The 20358-nt window shown below is 62.9% G+C and carries 17 protein-coding genes and 1 pseudogene; 14 read left to right on the top strand and 4 right to left on the bottom strand.

The annotated features are described in order from the left end of the window. The first annotated feature begins 72 nt into the window (after positions 1 to 72). From LQK83_RS16930 to LQK83_RS16900, 7 genes are all read left to right on the top strand, one after another. Entirely contained in the window at positions 73 to 2475 is a 2403-nt protein-coding gene (locus LQK83_RS16930) for a glucan 1,4-alpha-glucosidase (RefSeq protein ID WP_230838576.1), read from the top strand. Positions 2476 to 2512: 37 nt separating this feature from the next. Beyond that, positions 2513 to 3517: a phosphogluconate dehydrogenase (NAD(+)-dependent, decarboxylating) gene (gene gnd, locus LQK83_RS16925; RefSeq protein ID WP_230838575.1), complete on the top strand. Its 1005-nt coding sequence runs from the start codon at positions 2513 to 2515 to the stop codon at positions 3515 to 3517. Between the two features lie 18 nt (positions 3518 to 3535). Then, a complete protein-coding gene (gene zwf, locus LQK83_RS16920) occupies positions 3536 to 4906 on the top strand; it encodes a glucose-6-phosphate dehydrogenase (protein ID WP_230838574.1) in 1371 nt (456 codons plus the stop codon). Positions 4907 to 4932: 26 nt separating this feature from the next. After that, the gene (locus LQK83_RS16915) at positions 4933 to 5628 is read left to right on the top strand and encodes an ROK family protein (protein WP_230838573.1); all 696 of its coding nucleotides are present in this window, start codon (positions 4933 to 4935) and stop codon (positions 5626 to 5628) included. Positions 5629 to 5924: 296 nt separating this feature from the next. After that, complete coding sequence (locus tag LQK83_RS16910) at positions 5925 to 6632, top strand: GntR family transcriptional regulator (RefSeq protein WP_230838572.1); 708 nt, start codon at positions 5925 to 5927, stop codon at positions 6630 to 6632. Positions 6633 to 6650: 18 nt separating this feature from the next. Next, positions 6651 to 8051 (top strand): transaminase, encoded by a 1401-nt coding sequence (locus LQK83_RS16905; protein WP_230838571.1) that lies wholly within the window; start codon positions 6651 to 6653, stop codon positions 8049 to 8051. Between the two features lie 7 nt (positions 8052 to 8058). Further along, positions 8059 to 9489, top strand: a complete 1431-nt coding sequence (locus LQK83_RS16900; protein WP_230838570.1) for a glutamine synthetase family protein — start codon at positions 8059 to 8061, stop codon at positions 9487 to 9489. A gap of 94 nt (positions 9490 to 9583) precedes the next feature. Here LQK83_RS16900 and LQK83_RS16895 read toward each other — a convergent pair whose 3' ends face one another. The 4 genes from LQK83_RS16895 to LQK83_RS16880 are packed head-to-tail and all read right to left on the bottom strand — an operon-like array spanning position 9584 to position 13394. Then, entirely contained in the window at positions 9584 to 10618 is a 1035-nt protein-coding gene (locus LQK83_RS16895; protein ID WP_230838569.1) for an extracellular solute-binding protein, read from the bottom strand. A gap of 25 nt (positions 10619 to 10643) precedes the next feature. Further along, entirely contained in the window at positions 10644 to 11447 is an 804-nt protein-coding gene (locus LQK83_RS16890; RefSeq protein WP_230838568.1) for an ABC transporter permease, read from the bottom strand. After that, positions 11440 to 12333 (bottom strand): ABC transporter permease, encoded by an 894-nt coding sequence (locus LQK83_RS16885; protein ID WP_230838567.1) that lies wholly within the window; start codon positions 12331 to 12333, stop codon positions 11440 to 11442. The genes LQK83_RS16890 and LQK83_RS16885 overlap by 8 nt, the downstream gene beginning before the upstream one ends. Next, the gene (locus tag LQK83_RS16880) at positions 12330 to 13394 is read right to left on the bottom strand and encodes an ABC transporter ATP-binding protein (RefSeq protein WP_230838566.1); all 1065 of its coding nucleotides are present in this window, start codon (positions 13392 to 13394) and stop codon (positions 12330 to 12332) included. Before LQK83_RS16880 ends, LQK83_RS16885 begins: the two co-directional genes overlap by 4 nt. A 29-nt stretch (positions 13395 to 13423) precedes the next feature. Here LQK83_RS16880 and LQK83_RS16875 point away from each other — a divergent pair, with 29 nt between their 5' ends. From LQK83_RS16875 to LQK83_RS16850, 7 genes and pseudogenes are all read left to right on the top strand, one after another. Further along, positions 13424 to 14203 carry a TetR/AcrR family transcriptional regulator gene (locus LQK83_RS16875; protein WP_230838565.1) on the top strand — a complete coding sequence of 260 codons (780 nt, stop codon included), beginning with the start codon at positions 13424 to 13426 and terminating at the stop codon, positions 14201 to 14203. Next, positions 14200 to 15849 (top strand): amidohydrolase, encoded by a 1650-nt coding sequence (locus LQK83_RS16870; protein WP_230838564.1) that lies wholly within the window; start codon positions 14200 to 14202, stop codon positions 15847 to 15849. Before LQK83_RS16875 ends, LQK83_RS16870 begins: the two co-directional genes overlap by 4 nt. Beyond that, positions 15839 to 16324, top strand: a complete 486-nt coding sequence (locus tag LQK83_RS16865) for a DUF3237 family protein (RefSeq protein WP_230838563.1) — start codon at positions 15839 to 15841, stop codon at positions 16322 to 16324. Before LQK83_RS16870 ends, LQK83_RS16865 begins: the two co-directional genes overlap by 11 nt. Before the next feature lie 279 nt (positions 16325 to 16603). Beyond that, entirely contained in the window at positions 16604 to 17446 is an 843-nt protein-coding gene (locus LQK83_RS16860) for a metallophosphoesterase family protein (protein WP_230838562.1), read from the top strand. Beyond that, on the top strand, positions 17443 to 18144 hold the full coding sequence (locus LQK83_RS16855) for an ABC transporter ATP-binding protein (protein WP_442966783.1): 702 nt from the start codon (positions 17443 to 17445) through the stop codon (positions 18142 to 18144). The genes LQK83_RS16860 and LQK83_RS16855 overlap by 4 nt, the downstream gene beginning before the upstream one ends. Positions 18145 to 18317: 173 nt before the next feature. Next, positions 18318 to 18686 (top strand): annotated as a pseudogene (locus LQK83_RS21775) (TOBE domain-containing protein); the annotation flags it as partial. Positions 18687 to 18941: 255 nt separating this feature from the next. Beyond that, entirely contained in the window at positions 18942 to 20099 is a 1158-nt protein-coding gene (locus LQK83_RS16850; RefSeq protein ID WP_230838561.1) for a tyrosine-type recombinase/integrase, read from the top strand. Positions 20100 to 20358 lie beyond the last annotated feature (259 nt).

Here is a 20358-nt window from a genome sequence, read left to right as displayed (position 1 = left end):
TCCCGAAATCAATCCCGCCTGCGCCCGCCGAAAACGACTTTTCGAAACGACATTGTTTGCAAGGATGCTGATATGAGCCGCATGATCGACTTTGCGCCGGGCGCGCCGGGGATCGAAGCAAGGTGGACCTCCAGCGCGAAGAACGGTGTCGGCACGGCACTGTCGGAAGACTCCCCGGTCTGGTTCACGCTCAGCCACGGCATCCTGAACGAAATCTATTATCCCCGCGTCGACAGCGCCTGCACGCGGGATTTCGGCTTCATCGTTACAGGCCCCGAGGGATATTTCTCCGAGGAGAAGCGAGACTGCTTGTCGCAGACGCAGCCCTTCGAAGGCGCAATTCCGGCCTTTTCCATCGTCAACACGGCGCGCGACGAAGCCTATCGCATCGAAAAAAATATCGTGAGCGACCCGCACCGCCCCTGTGTCCTCCAGCAGGTCTCCTTTACCGCGCTGAAGAGAGAGCCTGGCGACTACCGCGTGACGGCGCTTCTCGCGCCGCATCTGGTCAATGCCGGCCAACTCAACTCTGCCTGGATCGGCGAATTCCAGGGCCGCAAGGTGCTTTTCGCCAGCGGCCGGTCCCGGTATCTGGCGCTTGTGTGCGACCTGCCATGGCAGGCGGTGAGCGCCGGCTTTGTCGGCGTCTCCGATGGCTGGCAGCAACTGCGGAAATCCGGCCGGCTGAGCGAGCAATATTGCCGCGCCGACGATGGAAATGTCGCGCTTTCCGGCGAGATCCCATTCACCCTGGCGCACAACACCGCCACGCTCGCGCTCGGCTTCGGTCAGACGGAGTATGAAGCGGCAACCTGTGCGCTGAACAGTCTTCGCGACGGCTTCGCTCAGGCCCGCGAGCACTACATTTCCAACTGGCGCAGCTGGCAGGCTGGCCTCCAGCCGCTCGATCGCCACACCCATGACGGGATCAATGCCTATCGCATATCGACGGCGGTTCTCGCCTCCCATCGTGCCGCCGACAGGCATGGCGCTGTTGTCGCCAGCCTTTCCATCCCGTGGGGCTTTTCCAAGGGCGACGACGATCTGGGCGGTTATCATCTGGTCTGGCCGCGCGATCTGGTCGAAACGGCCGGCGGCTTCCTCGCAGCAGGCGACGGGAAAGAGGCGCTGGCGATCCTTGCCTATCTGCGCGAGGTGCAACAGCCATCCGGCCGCTGGCCGCAGAATCTCTGGCTTGACGGCAAGCCCTACTGGCCCGGTGTGCAGATGGATGAATGCGCCTTCCCCATCCTGCTGGCCGACATGCTGCACCGGCATGGCCATCTCGATGCGGATGCCCTTCAGACATTCATGCCGATGATCCGCAGAGCGGCGAATTACATTCTCGCCAACGGACCGGCGACCGGCGAGGACCGATGGGAGGAAGATCCGGGCTACAGCCCCTTCACGCTGGCCGTGGAAATCGCCGCGCTTCTGGGTGCAGCCGATCTGGTGGAACGCGATGGCGATGCAACCGCTGCCCGCCATCTGCGCGAAACGGCGGATTGCTGGAACGAACAGATCGAGGCATGGACCTTTTCCGGCGACACGGATCTCTGTGCCTCGCTCGGCATCTCGGGCTATTACGTGCGGATTGCCGCGCCCGGCGCAACCGATACGGCCGGCCCCACTGGCAACACGCCCATCCGCAACCAGACGCCCGACCGTGCCATCCTGCCGACCAACACCGTGATCAGCCCTGATGCGCTGGCGCTGGTGCGCTTCGGCCTGCGGGCGCCGGACGATCCACATATTCTCGATACGATCAAGGCCATCGACCATTCACTGCGCGTGGAACTGCCGCAAGGTCCGCTCTGGTATCGCTACAATGATGACGGCTATGGCGAACATGATGACGGCGCGCCATTCGACGGCACGGGCATCGGCAGACCGTGGCCCCTTCTGGCCGGCGAGCGGGCGCATTACGAACTGGCCGCTGGCCGCCGTGACGCGGCGGAAAGCCTGCTTGCCACGCTCGAGCGGTCGGCAGGCGCAGGTGGACTGATCCCCGAACAGATCTGGAACGGGCCGGATCTGCCTGAGCATGAACTCTTCCACGGCCGCCCCTCCGGTAGCGCCATGCCGCTCGTCTGGGCCCATTCGGAACATGTCAAGCTCCTGCGTTCCCTTGCCGACGGCGCCGTATTCGACATGCCCCCGCAGGGTGTGCAACGCTACATCAAGGACAAGACGGTCTCCAAACTGCGGATCTGGCGCTTCAACAATCGCCTCTCGGTCATTCCCCCCGGCAAGATGCTGCGGCTCGAACTTGCCGCCTCCGCGACGGTGCGCTGGAGCCTGGACGGCTGGACGACCGTCAACGACACTCCGACAGTCGAGACGGGCCTGGGGAGCCATTTCGTTGACCTGCCGGCGCAGGACGGAGCAGCAGGTCAGGCCATCGACTTCACCTTCTTCTGGCTCGAGACAGGGCAGTGGGAGAACGCAAATTTCAGCATCCGCATCGGCGGATAAAGCAACGGCTTCGGCCGGACAAGACGGAGTATTGAACATGCAGATTGGAATGGTTGGGCTTGGCCGCATGGGCGCGAACATGGTGCGGCGCCTCCTGAAGGACGGTCATGATTGCGTCGTCTTCGACGTCAATCCGGATAATGTCGCAGCCCTGGTGAAGGAAGGCGCAACCGGGGCCAGTTCTGCCGACGATCTCGTGTCCAAGCTCGCCGCGCCGCGCGCCGTCTGGCTGATGCTGCCCGCCGCCATCACGCCGAAGATCGCGCGTGATTTTGCCGGAAAGCTCGAAAAGGGCGACGCCATCATCGACGGCGGTAATTCCTTCTACCGCGATGCCATCGACCTCGCCGCGGAATTTGCCGTCAAGGGCATCGATTACATCGACACCGGCACGTCTGGCGGCGTCTGGGGCCTGGAGCGCGGTTATTCGCTGATGATCGGCGGGGCAGACGCTGCCGTGAAGCGGCTCGACCCCATCTTCGCCTCGCTCGCACCGGGAGCAGGCCTAAATATCGCAAACGATCCCGCGACCGGCACAGCACCGAAGGGTTATCTCCATTGCGGGCCCGCAGGCGCCGGCCATTTCGTCAAGATGGTGCATAACGGAATCGAATATGGCGTCATGGCCGCCTATGCCGAAGGGCTGAACATCCTGAAGGCCGCCAATGCCGGGACGCGCGAGCGGGCAGTCGATGCGGAAACCGCGCCGCTTGCCAATCCGCAATACTACCGCTTCGACATCGACCTCGCCGCCGTCACCGAAGTCTGGCGGCATGGTTCGGTCATAGGCTCCTGGCTTCTCGACCTGACGGCGGAGGCGCTGAAGGAAGACCCGCATCTCCAGACCTACAGCGGCCGGGTCTCCGATTCCGGCGAGGGTCGCTGGACCCTGCAGGCAGCCGTCGAGACCGGAGTTCCCGCTCCCGTTCTGTCGTCAGCGCTGTTCGAGCGCTTTTCCTCGCGCGGTGAAGCCGAGTTCTCCGGCAAGGTTCTCTCTGCCATGCGCCACGCCTTCGGCGGCCATCTTGAAAAGTCGAAGTAAGGCGGAGGTTCAAGCATCATGACCGAACAGAAATCGGACGTGCTGGTGGTCTTCGGCGCCACCGGCGACCTCGCACACAAGATGATTTTCCCCTCGCTCTACGCCATGGTGAAACGCGGCACGCTCGAGACGCCGGTTGTCGGCGTGGCTTTCGACGACTGGTCGCGCGCGCAGCTGATCGATCGGGCGCGCGATTCCGTCCAGAGCCATGTCAGCGACATGGACGAGGCCGTGTTTGAAAAGCTTGCGTCCCAGCTCGTCTACGTCTCAGGCGACTACCGAAGCCATGGGACGTTCGAAAAGCTTCGCGGAGCATTGGGCGAACACGAACATCCGCTCTACTATCTCGCCATCCCGCCCGCCCTCTTTTCAACCGTCGCCGACGGGCTGGACAAGGCCGGGATCGCCAAAGGCGCGCGACTGATGGTGGAAAAGCCCTTCGGCCGGAATCTCGAATCTGCGAAGGACCTCAACAAGATTCTGCACGCGGTCTTTGACGAGGATGCGATTTTCCGGATCGATCATTTCCTCGGCAAGGAAGCGATCCAGAACATCCTCTACTTCCGCTTTGCCAACCGCTTCCTGGAGCCGGTCTGGAACCGGGATCATGTCGAAAGCGTGCAGATCACCATGGCAGAGGATTTCGGGATCAAGGGGCGCGGCAAGTTCTATGACGATGTGGGCTGTATCCGCGACGTCATCCAGAACCATCTGGTCAACGTCCTGCTGCTGCTTGCCATGGAGCCGCCGGCTTCCGGCGCATCGGACGATCTCGTCGACGAGAAGGTACAGATCCTCAAGGCCATGCCGCCGCTCAGCAATGATGACGTGATCCGCGGCCAGTTCGACGGCTATCTGGACGAGCCCGGCGTCGCCGCCGGATCGGTCACGGAGACCTTTGCCGCCGTGCGCTTCCAAATCCGCACATGGCGTTGGAACGGCGTCCCCTTCTACATTCGCGCCGGCAAGAACCTGCCCGCGCATGCCACGGAGGTCGTGGTGCGCTTCAGGCGACCGCCTGTTTCACTGTTTGACGATGTCGAGGCAGCCCAGGGGAATTATGTGCGGTTCAGGCTGGGACCGGATATCTCCATCGGCATCGGCGCGCGCCGCAAGACGCCCGGCGTCGGCATGCGCGGCGAAGCCGTTGAGCTTGCCGCTGTCGATGACGGTCATGGCGAAATGGCGCCCTATGAACGCCTGATCGGCGACGCGATGAATGGAGACCGCCAGCTCTTCACCCGCCAGGATGCAGCGGAGCTGGCCTGGCGGATCGTCGAACCCATTCTGGACGACAAGTCCAGGCCGCCGGCCTACCAGCCCGGAACCTGGGGGCCATCCGACATGAACGACTTCGCGCCGCCCGGCGGCTGGGTCGATCCGGCCTGACGCCAAGAACGCCAAGGGAGACAGTCATGAACAAACGCAATTCGGAAGGCGCAGACCGCATCGTCCTTGCCATCGATATCGGCGGCAGCCATGTGAAAATCCTCTCCAGCGCCGGCGGCGAGGAGAGGAAGGTCGACAGCGGCAAGGCAATGAGCGGCACCGAGATGGTTGCGGCGGTCAAGGCCATGGCCGAGGGCATGACATACGACGTCATCACCATGGGCTATCCGGGACCGGTGGTCCATGACAAGCCGCTGCGCGATCCCGTCAATCTCGGCGGGGGCTGGGTCGGCGTCGATTATGCCAGCGCCTTCGGATACCCCGTGCGGGTCGTCAACGATGCGCTGATGCAGGCCATCGGCTCCTATGAGGGCGGCCGCATGCTGTTTCTCGGCCTCGGCACCGGGCTTGGCGCGGCGATGATTGTCGAGAATGTCGCCCAGCCGATGGAGATCGCCCACCTGCCCTATCGCAAGGGCAAAACGTACGAGCATTATGTCGCCGAGGCCTATCGCGAAAAGAAGGGCGACAAGAAGTGGCGCAAGCGCGTGTTCGACATCGTCGGATTGCTGTCGGCCGCGCTGGAGCCGGATTATGTCGTCATTGGCGGCGGCAATGTCGAAAAGCTCGACGAATTGCCCCCGAAATGCCGCCGCGGCGACAATACGCTTGCCTTTGAAGGTGGCTTTCGTCTGTGGAAGGACGAGCGGCTGATCGTCTGACTTGGGGCAGCAATCCATCCAAAAAAGCTGTTTTCGTGATCACGATAAAAGCTCCTTCCCAGCGAAGCATACGGAAACAGATCGTCTCATTCCAGAGAGGAGCCACGCCTCACCCGACCGCGGCACCCTTTCCGGCGACCGGGAAAACTCCGTAAATTATTGGTATTAATGTCCATATCGGCACGCTTGCAGATTCTCGTCGTCTGCGAGCGACCCGTTGCAAAATGTTTCATCTCATAATAATTGTGATCACAATAAGCGCTCAGGGCCGCTCCAGTCCCTCAAGGTGATCCAGCATGCGTGACGAAGGCGACGAGGTTCGGCCCGAGCAGACCATGCAGGACCGCGCCTATCAGACGCTGCGCCATGCGCTCATCGTCGGCAAGCTACCGCCGGGCAAGGGCATCAGCCTTCGCGCCATGGCCGAAGACCTCGATGTCGGCGTCATGCCCATGCGCGCCGCCATCGCGCGGCTTTCGGCAGAAAATGCGCTGACCGTTCATGACAATCGCCGTGTTTCCATTCCCGAAATGACAACAGATCGCTTCGATCAGCTCATGCAGGCGCGCCTGCTCATTGAGCCCACCTGCGCGATGCGCGCGCTTGGCGCCATCGATGAGGCGACACTGGCGCGCATCCGCGCCCATGACGACGAGATCAACAGAAGCTATCAAATCGGCGATGCCGAACTCTACATGGCCTCCAACCATGCGTTCCACTTCGAGATCTACCGCGCCGGGCGGTCGGAGGTGCTGACGCATCTTCTGGAGAGCGTGTGGATGCAGTTCGGCCCGTTCATGCGCACGGTCTACGGCGCGGTCGGCGCCGTCCGCCTCACCGACAAGCACGAAATGGCGATCGACGCCATCGAGCGGCGGGACGTCACCCGGCTGAAGCTCGCCATCGAGGCCGACATTCTCGACGGCATGGACCTGCTGGGCAAATCAATCTTCACGCAGCCTGCGGAAATGCGGAGCGTCAGCGCCGCCTCCGGTCAGGCCTGAGCAACAGGGGGAAACCGCATGACACATCCAGCTTCGGCCCGGGCGCAGGCACGCGGGCGCATCGCCGGCGAGGCACTTGAAGCCCTGCTGACAGCCGAGAAGACCCGCTATGTCGAGAGCCGCCCGCTTGCGGCTGCCCGGTCGACGCGCAATTCCAGGGGCGGCTTTGCCGGCGGCGTGCCGATGCACTGGATGCGCGACTGGCCGCAACCGTTTCCGATGGTCATCGACATGGCGCAGGGCAACCGGCTGCGCGATATCGACGGCAACGACATTGTGGATTTCTGCCTCGGCGACACTGGCGCGATGTTCGGCCATTCGCCCGCTCCCGTCATGCAGGCCATCCGTCGGCAGGAGGCCAAGGGCCTCACCTTCATGTTGCCCTCGGCCGATGCGGACCGGGTGGGCGAACTGCTGGAGGAGCGCTTCGGTCTGCCCTGCTGGCAGATGGCGGTGACGGCCAGCGACGCCAACCGTTTCGCACTGCGTGCCGCCCGCGCCGCAACGGGGCGCAAGCGCATCCTCGTCTTCGATGGCTGTTACCACGGCACCGCGGAAGATACGCTGGTCGATCTCGTCGACGGCAAGACGGTGGCCCGGCGCAGTTTGATCGGTCAGGTGCAGGACCCGAGCCAGACGACGGTGATGATCCCGTTCAACGACCGGGCCGCTCTCGAAGCAGCCCTTTCCGGCAACGACATTGCCTGCGTGATTGCCGAGCCGGTCATGACCAATTGCGGCATGATCCTTCCCGAAGAGGGCTTCTGGGCGTTCCTGCGCGAGGCGACCCGCAGGAGCGGAACGCTGCTTTTGCTCGACGAGACGCATACGATCTCGACGGGTCCGGGCGGCTATGGCCGGGTCCACAATCTGGAGCCCGATCTCTTCGTCGTCGGCAAGCCCATCGCCGGTGGTGTCCCCGCGGCCGTCTGGGGCATGACCCAGACGGTCAGCGACCGTCTCTTTGCGGCCCGACCCGAGTCCGAGCACGGCCATTCCGGCATCGGCACCACGCTGTCGGGCAATGCGCTGCAGCTTGCCTGCGTGCGCGCCACGCTGGAAGAGCTGATGACGCCGGCCAATTATGAGAAGATGCTGGCCGGCGCGGAAAAGCTGGACGAAGGCATCTCGGCGCTGATCGCCCACCACGGACTGCCATGGCACACGGCTCGTGTCGGCGCGCGGCTGGAGATCGTCTTCAGCTCCGCACCGGTGCGCAATGCGGCGGAAGCCCGCGCGGCGCAGGATGCGATGCTCGAAAGCACGCTCCATGTCGCACTGCTCAACCGAGGCTTCCTGCTGACCCCGTTCCACAACATGATGCTGGTCAGCCCCGACACGACCGAGGCGGACATCGCCGCCTTCCTCGCCGCCTTCGGCGAGGTTCTTGCCCTTTTGCCGCCTGCAAACGAACAATGAGGACTGCATGATGAGGAAGATTGACGCGCCCGCACGGCCAAAAGCGCCGGACCTGCGTGCTTCCATAGAAGAGCTGCAGGCCTTTCTGACGGCGCATCCCGAGATCGAGGCGTTCGACCTCATGCTGATCGACCCGAACGGGATCGCCCGCGGCAAGACGGTGCGCCGCCACGAAATCGAGGGGATCTGGGAAAACGGTCGCCACCTGCCGGGCTCGATCCTCGGGCTCGACGTCACCGGCGAGGATGTCGACGAAACCGGCCTTGTCTGGACGGATGGCGATGCCGACCGCTGCGGCTGGCCACTGCCCGGCACGCTTGTCCCATCGCTTTGGACCGATCCGCCGCGCGGGCAGTTCCGCGTCGCGCTGCACGAAATGGACGGCACTCCCGTCTGGGCCGATTGCCGCCATGTGCTGCAGCGCCAGATCGACCGACTGGCCGTCCGCGGCCTTTCCGCGGTCGCCGCCTTCGAGCTGGAATTCTATCTCATCGAAGCAGACCGCGACACGCTGACGCCGCAGGCTGCGCGGATGCCGCTTTCCGGCACCCGCCCATTCGGCACCAATGTCTATTGCGTGGAAGAACTCGACCGGCTCGAACCTTTCAGCCGCGATCTTTATCTGGCGGCGCAAGCGCAGGGCCTCCCCGTCGAAACGCTGATTTCGGAATATGCCGCCGGCCAGTTCGAGCTCACGCTGCATCATGGCGATGTCATGCAGGCGGCGGAAAACCTTCTGGCGCTGAAACATCTCCTGCGCGGCGTGGCGCGCCGCCACGGCATGCAGGCCTGCTTCATGGCCAAGCCCTTCGCCGAGCGCTCCGGCTCAGGCATGCATCTGCATGCAAGCCTCTGCGACCGCGACGGGCGCAATCTCTTCGCCGACCGCGACGGCGCGCTCTCGCCCGATCTCCTCGGTGCCATCGGCGGGCTTCTCGACACGGTGTCGGAAAGCATGCTCGTCATGGCGCCACACCATAATTCCTGGATGCGCTTTGCCGCGCGCAGCTATGCGCCGACGACGCCCAACTGGGGCATCAACCATCGCGGCGTCGCCATTCGCGTACCGGCTGGTTCGCCCGGCGGGCGGCATCTGGAGCAGCGCCTTGCGGGCGTCGACGCCAATCCGTTCCTGGTCGCTGCGGTAACGCTGGAGGCGATGCTGCGCGGCATGGACAGCCAGCGCGATCCCGGCCCGCCAGTGGACGCAGGTGCCGCGGAAGCTGAACGCTCCAGCGCCGGGGATGCAGACGGCGGGCCGGCCCTTCCCCGCAACTGGACCGACGCGATCGAAGCAGCGAACGGCTCCGCCTTCCTCAAGGACGTGCTGGGGGAGACGATGCACCGGGTATTTGTCGCCATCAAACGCGCCGAAGCGGCCCGCTTCGCGGCCTATATCTCACCGCTCGATTATCAACTCTATCTGGAAACCGTGTAAGCCCGCACGCACCAGAACGAAAACCCGCCCGGCGATAGGAACATCGCCGGGCGGGTTTTTGAACTGGTTCGTGCTTACGCGAAACGAGGCGCGATCACTTCGTCAGATCGGTCCAGATGCGGGTGTAGATCTGCTGGACATCCGGGGGGCAGGCCGTCTGGAAATGGCCGGCGGACTTCAGGTCGGCCGGGATGGTCAGTTCCGGAGCCTTGAGCAGGTTGGGATCCATCTTGGCTTCCGAGCCAGTGATCGAATTGCCGTAGCGGGTGTAGTTCGACACCATGGCAGCGTTTTCCGGATCCATCAGGAAGTTGAGGAACAACTTGGCGTTCTCGACATTCTTGGCGTCCTTGAGGATAGCCACGTTATCCTGCCAGATAAGGAAGCCTGTCTTCGGCAGGCCGAAGGCGAAGCCCGGGTTTTCGGCGCGGATGCGGGACGAAGCGCCGTTCCAGAAGATCGAGGCGTTCAGGTCTTCCTTGATGAATTTCTCGAAGCTCGGGTAGTCGATCGAAGCCCAGGAGGCCTTGGCTTCCATCAGCTTGTCGTGCGCCTTTTTCAGAATGGCCTTGTCGGTCGTGCAGGCTTCGCCGCCGACATAGTTGATTGCCATGTCGAGGACTTCGTTCATCGAGGGCACGACGTTGATCTTGCCCTTCAGTTCCGGCGGCGGATCGAAGATGATGGCGGCCGTGTTGAGATCGCCCTTGTACACCTTGGTGTTGACCATCACGCCGGTCGTGCCCCAGACATAAGGCACGGTGTAATGCCGGCCCTTGTCCCAGGCAACGTCCACCCATTCGGACTTCACGTTCTTGAAGTTCGACATCTGGTTCGGCTCGCTCTTCATCAGAAGGCCGTTTTCGATATAGGTCGGGACGATATAGGCGGAAGGCACGATGATATCGAAGCCGTGACCGCCAGCCTGAATCTTGGCCAGCGCGCTTTCGTTGGAATCGTATTCGGTAACCGTGACCTTCACGTCATAGGTCTGTTCGAACTTCTTGATCAGGTCCGGCGGCGTGTAGAGGCCGAAGTTGAAGATGTTCAACTGGCCGGCGGCCAGCGCCGGAAGGGCCGAGGCCACCAGAATGGCCGTGGCGGCTGCCATGCGGGATGCGAATTTCATGTCATTCTCCTCTGGATTTTTGTCTTCAGTCTTTCTTGCGTGTTGCTACCCATGACCCCGCCACGATCAGCACGCTGAGCAGCAGAAGAAGCGAGGAGATGGCATAGATTTCGGAGGTGAGGTTTCGCTTCAGCTCACCCATCAGATAGGTCGGAAGCGTGTCCTGCCCGGGCGATTTCAGGAAATCGCTGATGACGAGATCGTCGAGCGAAATGACGAAAGCCAGCATGAAGCCCGACAGGATCCCCGGCGAGAGAAGCGGCAGCGTCACACGACGGAACGTGTAGAAGCGGCTGGCATAGAGATCGGCGGCGGCCGTCTCCAGGCTCAGGTCCATCCCCTCCAGCCGCGCCCTGATCGGCAGATAGGCAAACGGGATGCAGAAGGCCGTATGCGCCGCGATCAGGAATCCGAGACCGGTATAGCCCGTCACCTGCTTGATCTGGCCCACAATGATGACAAGCGCGATCGCCAGGACGATTTCCGGCACCATGAGCGGCTGGTTGAGGATGATGTGAATGACGCCCTCACCCCGGAACCGCTCATTGCGGGTGGTGGCGAGCGCCGCCATGGTCGCTAACAGCGTCGAAATCACCGAAGCCGTGGTCGCCAGGATCAGCGAGTTGAGCGCGGCATCGAGAAACGCCTGATTATGGATGGCCGCGCCATACCATTTCAGCGAAGCGCCTTCCCAGTTGCCGATCACCTTGCCGGCGTTGAAGGAGTAGAACACCAGGATCGCCATCGGGATGTAAAGGATGACGAAACAGGTGATGGCGATCGCCGCCGCGCCTGGGAGTTTCCTCACGTCGAAGCTGCGGTTAGCCATGGTCGCGCTCCTTACGCCCGGCGGTGAGGCGGGTGTACCAGATGAGCGCCAGCAGAACGAGAACGGTCAATGTTATCGAGAGCGCAGCACCCAGCGGCCAGTTGCGACCCTGCCCGAACTGCAGATCGATGAGGTTGCCGAGCATCATAGACTTGCCGCCGCCCATGACGCGGGGCGTCACATAGGCGCCGAGCGAGGGCACGAAGACGAGGATCGAGCCGGCGATGACGCCTGGCTTGATCAGCGGCAGGATAACCCGACGCAGGCAGAAGAGGCGCGAGGCGTAGAGATCGTAGCTCGCCTCGGCGAGGCGGAAATCGAACTTCTCAATGGCGGCATAGACCGGCAGAACCATGAGCGGCAGGAAGACATAGGTCATCCCGAGCAGCACGGCGAAGTCGGTATACATCATCTGGATCGGCTCCTTGATCAGCCCGAGAGCCAGAAGAATGCGATTGAACACGCCTTCGGAGCGGATCATTTCCTGCACGGCGATCGTGCGCACCAGCAGGTTGGTCCAGAAGGGAATGGTGATCAGGAAGAGCCAGAAATTCCGCTGCGTCGGCGGACGTGTGGCAATGAACCAGGCGGTCGGCACCCCGAAGATCAGCGTAATGAGGGTCGTCAATACAGAGAGGATGATCGAGCGGAAAAGGATGGAAAGGTTGGCCCCCGACAAACCGATCGTGTCATCGAAAATGTTGCGCTCGAACAGGACAGAGAACCAGCCGTCCGTCGAGAAGATCCATTTGACGTTGCCGAAATCTCCGGGCGTGAGGAAGGAATAGACGAGGACGACGCCCAAAGGCAGGATCGAGAACAGCATGATGACCGCCACCGCGGGCAGCGAAAGCGCCCAACGGCGCCAGGTATCCGGGCCGTTCATGCTGCGATCTCCTCGTCATTCACGATCCGCAGCGCCTTTGCCGGCAGCGCAATCCGGATGCGCTCGCCTTCGTTGAGGTTTCGGGTGCCGTGCAGGGCGTTCTGTACGCGCGCCACGAGCTTGGCGCCGTCGGCAAGCCCGAGATGGACATGCGTGTCGGTCCCGAAAAAGACCAGTTGATCGACCGTGGCCTCCAGCTCGAGTGCATCCGGCGCATTTCCGGCGAGCATGACATGTTCGGGCCGGATCATCAGTGTCAGCGGCCCATCGGCCGCCCCCTCCAGCGCCATCCTTCCCTGCCCAACTTCAACCGCGCCGTTCGCCGCCTTTGCGGCCAGGAAATTCGACTCGCCGATGAAACCGGCCACAAAACGGTTGGCCGGACTGTCGTAAAGCTCACGGGGCGTGGCGATCTGCTGAACGCGCCCGCCGCTCATGACCGCGATGCGGTCGGACATGGTCAGCGCTTCTTCCTGGTCGTGGGTGACGAAGATGAAAGTCAGCCCGGTTTCGCGCTGCAGGCGCTTCAGTTCGATCTGCATGTCCTTGCGCAGCTTCATGTCGAGCGCCGACAGCGGTTCGTCAAGAAGCAGGATGCGGGGCTTGGCGACAAGCGCGCGAGCCAGCGCCACACGCTGCTGCTGCCCGCCGGACAGCTCCGAGCTCTTGCGGTTTTTCAGATGCAGCAGCTGAACCAGAGACAGCATCTTGTCGACCGCGGGGTCGATTTCGGAGCGGGGGCGACCCTGAGCCTCGAGTGCAAAAGCAACGTTTTCGCCGACGGTCATGTGGGGAAAGAGCGCATAGCTCTGGAAAACCGTGTTGACCGGCCGCCGGTTGGGCGGCATCGCGGCGATATCCTTGCCGTCAAGCACCAGAGAGCCGCCGCTGGGGCTGATAAAGCCGGCGATCAGCCGCAAGAGCGTGGTCTTGCCGCAGCCGGAAGGGCCCAACAGCGTGAAAAACTCGCCTTCCGCAATGGAGAAGGACACCTCGTGCAAGGCCGTAACCTCGCCCTTGCCATAGCCGAACCGCTTGGACAGTCCACGAATGTCGAGCATCTGCTTAAGTTCCCTTATAGGTTTTTAATATGCGTATTGACAAAATACATTTAGTCAACCAAATTTTTTATCGACACAAAAATTTGATCGCGAAAAAGAAGATGATGGCCTATCTCCTCAACCCGAACGACCCGACAGAGCCAGGCTTGCGCAGCCGCAAGAAGGCAAAGCGCCGCGACGAAATCATTGCGGCAGCGCGTGCGCTCTTCGCCAGTCAGGGTATAGACGCCACGACGATGGCCGATATCGCCAATGCCGTGGGCATCTCGGCGCCGACGGTGTTCAACTATTTCGGCTCCAAGGATGGCGTGCTGATCGCACTCATCAGCGAAGGCACGATGGCGGCGCGCGAAGAGGACCGGGCCCTGCACTGGCACGAGAACACCGATCTGGGGTCCCTTGTTCTCGAGCTTTTTCTTCGCATTTCAAGCCGTACGCTGGAGATCGCGGACAAGCGGGTGTGGCGTTATGCGGAATCCGCCGCGATCCGCAACCCGGAAGCTGAACTGAGTTTGCAATACCAAACCGTTTCGGAAGCCTTGATCACTGTGGTTGCCGAGTTTTTCGACGGCCTTGCATTGCAGACACGATCAGGGTCGGCCGTCGCGCCGGAATTTCTGGCCCGCCTGTTTCATGACGTCTGGATGCAGTGCTTCATCAACCTGATTACCAATGAAGACCAGACGCTTGCCGCACATGAAGCCCGGCTTCGCACACGCCTTGTGCCGCTTGTCCACCTCCTGTTCGACGAAACCTGTATCGCCTCTCCTGCCCGCAAGAGTGACAAAGCCAAAGGAATGTCTGCATGACCGCCTCGCTGATTTTCGTGAACGCACGGGTGCTGACCATGGATGGCCGCATGCCATATGCGGAAGCGCTCGCCGTGGCGGGTAACCGGATCGCGGCGGTCGGCGACAAGGACACGGTCCTAGCCCTCGCCGGATCAGAAACGCGCATCGTTGATGCAGCAGGCGCAACGCTGATGCCCGGCTTCGTGGAAAGCCATCTGCACGTGTTTTCGGGCGCCTATGGCCAGACGCTGTTGCAATTGTCGGGCGTCCATGGCTACGAGGCGTTGAAGTCGGCCGTTGACGCCTTCGCATCGGAGCGCCCGAACGAAGGACTTCTTCTGGCCCAGGGGGCCGACTATGAAATTCTGGGCCGGGAAACGCGGCTCGACCGCCATGCTCTCGACCGTATCTGCCCAGACCGGCCGCTGGCGGTGATGGCCTACGATTTCCACACGCTTTTTGCCAACACGGCGGCGCTCAAGGCCGCGGGTCTCCTTGAAGGTCGCGACCTGCCCGTCGGCAACGAAGTGGTCATGGGCAGCGACGGGCTTGCCACCGGCGAATTGCGCGAAAAATTCGCGCTACTTCCGGTGCTCGATCTTCGCACCTCCGGCGGTCGTGAAATGCTCGGCATGTCCGGCATCGAACCGCCTGTTGCCCCCACTCCTGCCGAATGGCGCGACGACATGGACATCCTCAAAGCCGGCATGCGCTTTGCGGCCTCCAAAGGCATCACCTCCATGCACAACATGGACGGAAATCGCCATCTCATGGAACTGCTGCGCGATGTGGAGGCCGAAGGCGGGCTTCTCTCCCGCATCTCCGTGCCCTTCCACCTGACGCGCGACATGCCGCTCAGCGAACTCGACCGGGCCTCTGCGATGACGCGCGACTTCACCGGCGACAAGCTGACCTGCGGCCGCGTGAAGATCTTCATCGACGGCGTGATCGAAAGCGGCACGGCCGCCATGATCGACGACTACACGGACAAGCCGGGCCTGCGCGGCAACCCGATCTTCGATCGGGCCTCGTTCCGGGAGGCCGCCATCGAGGTCGACCGGCGCGGCATGCAGATCGCCGTCCACGCCATCGGCGACGCCGCCGTGCGGATCGCGCTCGACGGCTACGAGGCGGCCCGCAAGGCCAACGGTCCGCGCGACAGCCGCCACCGGATCGAGCATATCGAAATGATCGACCCCGCGGACGTGCCACGCTTTGCCGAACTCGGCGTCATCGCCTCCTTCCAGCCGCTCCATGCACCGGTCGGCGAAAATCCGACCAGCCGCAGCATCGGGCCCAAGCGCGCGCCTTACGCCTATGCCTGGCGCCTCCTGCACGAGACGGGGGCCAGGCTCGTCTTCTCTTCCGACTGGCCCATCGTGCCCATCGATCCGCTGCTCGGCATCCAGACGGCCATGACGCGCAAGCCGCATCTGCCGGGCCTGCCCGATCATCGTCTGCCGCTGCACGAGGTCATCGCCGCCTTCACCAGCAATGGCGCCTATGCCGGCCACATGGAGGACAGGACGGGCACGCTGCGTACCGGCATGCTTGCGGATCTGGTCCTGCTTTCCGCCGATATCGAGGCCACGCCGATCGAAGAGATTGCCGGCATCGGCATCCGCATGACGGTCTGCGATGGAGGAGTTACCCATGAGGCGTGAGTCCGTTCACGCCGACATGACGACGCTCGGCGCGCGCCAAACGCCCGGCGAACCCCGGCTCCGCAAAGCATGCGTCATTCGCGCCGATCTCGGGCCGGCGCTGGAATTTGCCACCACGCAGGGCACGGTGCGCGCCATGTTTCCCATCGTCGGCGGCGAAGCGGTCGGGTCAGGCTGGAGCGGCCGCATCCTGCCCGGCGGCGCGGATTTCGCTCTCGCCTTGCCGGACGGCTCCTATGCCATCGAGGCACGCTACTGTCTTGAACTAGACGACGGGACGCCGGTCATGATCACCAATGCGGGCCGCATGGTCCTGCAGCCCGATGGCAGCTATTTTGGACGCACCCGCGCCGAACTCGAGGTTCCGGAAGGCCTGCATCGCCATCTCGGTGCGGCCGTCTATTTCGGCACGGCCCTTGCCCAAGCCGGCGATGCCGACCACGTCTATATCGAACTGTGGGAAGCTGTACTCTGAGAGCTGGCGGCGATTAACGAGGCCGCCTTGGGTCCATTGCAAAGAAGCGGTGCCGGAGCTCGATGAAATCCTGTTTCGTGTCATTGGTGTTGCTCAGCAAAGGCGCAAACAAAAGGCTGCAGAGAAGCAAAATCACGCCCGGAGAACGACAAGGAACCATCACAAAAACATGAAAAAATCTTGACGCGAATGTTGCGTAACTGACAAGTCGCGCTGTTATCAGGACCTCCGATCCCGCCGAGGCAGACTGCCTCTCCCCTGCTTCCGGAGTGTCCAGCCATGAAGATCATCCAGATCACCGATACCCATTTCAGCCCGACAAAACCGCATTTCAACGGAAACTGGGAGCCCCTGCTCGCCTGGCTCGAAGCTGAAAAGCCCGACCTTATCATCCATACCGGCGACCTGACGATCGACGGCGCCGATCAGGCCGACGACATCGTCTTTTCGCTCACGCTGATGCGCCAGGCGAGCGCGCCGATGCTGATCGTGCCCGGCAATCACGATGTCGGCCACCTTCCCGGCTCCGCTCAGCCCGTCGACAGCACGCGACTGAACCGCTGGAACCACTATGTCGGCTCCGACCGTTTCACGCAGGATATCGACGGCTGGCGGCTCATCGGCTTCAATTCGCTCGTGCTCGGACGGGATGATGCACTCGAGGAAGAGCAGCTGGACTGGCTTGCCGAAGCGATGGCGGGTGCGGGAGAACGCCGCATCGCGCTCTTCACCCACAAGCCGATCTTCGTCGACGATCCGCAGGAAGGCGATACCGGCTACTGGAGCGTCCGCCCGGCACCGCGCGCCCGGCTTTACGAGATGATGGAGCGCCACGATGTCGGCCTTGTCGGCTCCGGCCATCTGCACTGGGCCTGGCAGGGTGCCTTTGACGGAACGAACCTCATCTGGGCTCCGGCCGCGTCCTTCATCATCGACAAGCTGGAGCGCGAAATGCCGGGCGACCGGCTGGTCGGCGCGGTCATCCACACATTCGACGCGGCCACGGTCACCAGCGAGATCGTCACCGTGCCGGGCATGACCGCCCACGTGCTCGATGAGGTCATCGACGAAGTCTATCCGAGACCGGCGGCAAAGGCAGAGGCCACAGAGGCGGCAGAATGACCGCCCTTCGTCTTTCCGGCATCACCAAGTCCTTCGGCGGCAACCTCATCCTGAAGGGCATCGACCTTCAGGCGGAGGCGGGCGAGTTCATCGCGCTTGTCGGGCCCTCTGGCTGCGGCAAGAGCACGCTTCTGCGCATCGTCGCCGGTCTCGAGCATCCGACCTCCGGCTCCGTCATGGCCGGGAGCAAGGAACTGACGGCGCTGGCGCCTGCCGACCGCAATGTGGCGATGGTCTTCCAGTCTTACGCACTTTATCCGCATCTGACTGCCGCGCAGAACATTGCCGTGCCGCTCGCCATGCGGCAGCTGACGCGCGCGCATCGTCTGCCGCTGATCGGCAATTTGATTCCCGGCCAGAAGCAGATCCGCACGGACATTCAAAAGCAGGTCGCGGAGATGGCCCGCTCGCTCAAGATCGAGCATCTGCTTGATCGAAAGCCGGGCCAGATGTCGGGCGGCCAGCGCCAGCGCGTCGCGCTCGCCCGCGCCATGGTACGTCGTCCGAGCCTGTTTCTCATGGACGAGCCGCTGTCCAATCTCGACGCCAACCTGCGCGTCCATGCGCGCGGCGAAATCGTCGAGCTGCACCGCAAGGCTGGTGTGCCGACGCTCTATGTCACCCATGATCAGGCCGAAGCGCTCTCCATGGCCGATCGCGTGGCCGTGATGATCGGCGCGGCAATCTGCTTCAGCTAGCCGCGCCGCGCACCATCTACGACGATCCAGCCCATGTCGAAGTCGCCCGCTTTCTCGGGCAGCCGCGCATCAACACGCTGGATGTCGAGGTCAGCACCGGCCGCTCGGTCGCTCTCGGCTCAGCCCGCCTGCTGATCGGCGGCGCCGTCCGCGTCAAGGATGACGTGACCATCGCCGTGCGGCCGGAACATCTGCGGCTCTATGCCCGCAACGCCGCGGGCCTCCCCGCCCATGTGGAGCGGCTGGAATTCCTGGGCTCGGTTGTCGTTCCCGGCACCGGCTATGTGCCGAACAACGAGCTGGCGGCCAAGTCGCCGCAATATCTCGGCGACTTCTACAAGAAGAACCCGCTCTTTCTTGCCGGCCTGAGCCAGATGCCGCGCATGATCCCGTGGTATGCCTTCCCCGGCTCCAACGGGGTGCGTGTCACACAGGCCATCGTCGACAACCTCGCGCGCGTCATCGACCAGTCGGCCAAGCCCGATCAGGCGCTCGAAGACGCCGCCCGCGAAGTCAAGCGACTGCTGCCGCGCACCAACTGATCTTCCGGATTATCAAAACCGTCGACCCGCTGCGCCCTGCGTGGCGGGTTTTTCATATCCCGGCATGACATATAGGACAGGCGCTGCGTCGTCTCGAACGACAATCCGCTGTTGCTCCTGCCGGTCTCAACCTTGCCCTCCTGTCGCCGGTTCAGATAATTTAATGATTCTCAAGGTGCTTCGCCGCCGACGCTGCGCGTCATTCGGGCAAAGACCGTAACCAGGACGAAACCCCATTTTTGAGGCGGCGGCGCGATGAGCATATCTCTTTCCGGACCGGTCCTGGCGCGTGCCGAACAGCTTGACGCGCTGGACGCCATTTTCCCGTTCGTCCGGCGCGACCAGCTGGCCGCCCTTCTGACCGATGAGGATGTGGCGACGCTCAAACATCTGGCGGGGGAAGGCGTGGGCGACAACACGCTGCGCGCCTTCGCCTCCGATCTCGCCTACCTGGAGGCCTGGTGTCTTTCGGTAACCGAGGCGCCGCTGCCCTGGCCTGCGCCACAGGACCTCATCCTGACATTCATCGCCCATCACCTGTGGGACGCGGTGCGGCGCGAGAGCGATCCGTCGCATGGAATGCCTGTCGATGTGGAGGCGCATCTGCGCAGCGAAGGCCTGCTGAAGGCGAGCGGGCCGCATGCGCCGGCCACCGTCAGGCGGCGGCTCGCCTCCTGGTCGGCCCTGACGAAATGGCGGGGGCTTGAAGGCAATTTTGCAGCGGAATCCGTCCGGTCTTCACTCCGGCTGGCCGTGCGCGCACATGCGCAGCCGCGCGCGAGCAAAAGCGAAACCGCCGTCACCGGGGACGTGCTGGCGAAGCTTCTGGCCACGTGCGACACCAGCCGGCTTTCCGATATCCGCGACCGGGCACTTCTTCTGACGGCCTTCGCCTCCGGTGGCCGCCGCCGCTCGGAACTGACGGGACTGCATGTGGAAGACCTGATCGACGAAGCGCCCGTGTCCGAAAAGCCCGGCGACCCGAACTCCCGCCAGCTGCCCTGCATGGCGCTGCGCCTCGGCCGCGGCAAGACGGCGGGCGCGCAGATCGCACCGCTCGTCGTCATGGTCGGCCGCCCGGTGGCCGCGCTCAAAGCCTGGCTTGCCGCCGCACGCATCGAGACAGGCCCGGTCTTCCGCCGCATTGATCAATGGGGCCATGTCGACAGGCGCACGCTCACGCCGCAGGCGGTGAACCTGATCGTCAAGTCGCGGTGCGAGAAGGCGGGTCTTGATCCGGCTAAATTCTCCGCCCATGGACTGCGGGCCGGCTATCTCACCGAGGCCGCGCAACTGGGCGTACCTTTGCAGCAGGCCATGCAGCAATCACAGCATCGTTCGCTGGCGCAGGCGTCGCGTTATTACAACAACGAGAAACGCGCGAACGGCAAGACGGCCGACACAGAGACCTGAAGAGACCGGCGGAGGCTGTCCGCCACCACCTGTGACGCCAGATAAGACAGTGTGGAAGATTTATGTCGGCGCGGACGGATGACTCACTTGTCCACCATATCCACAGGCAGGACGGTCACAGCTTCGCCACACAAAAACCTAACAGAGTTTTAACTTGTCGCGCCGAAGAGGCCTGCGTATAGCGGCCAGTGGCAGGCGGCACTTGCACGTTTTGCCCTCAACTTCGTCTAACTCTCTGAAAAGAGATAATATTCCTCTG

Source organism: Rhizobium sp. C1, assembly GCF_021026335.1.
Taxonomy (GTDB): Bacteria; Pseudomonadota; Alphaproteobacteria; order Rhizobiales; family Rhizobiaceae; genus Ensifer_A.
The sequence above is the reverse complement of the archived record's forward strand: the minus strand, read 5'-3'. Positions and strand labels throughout refer to the sequence as shown.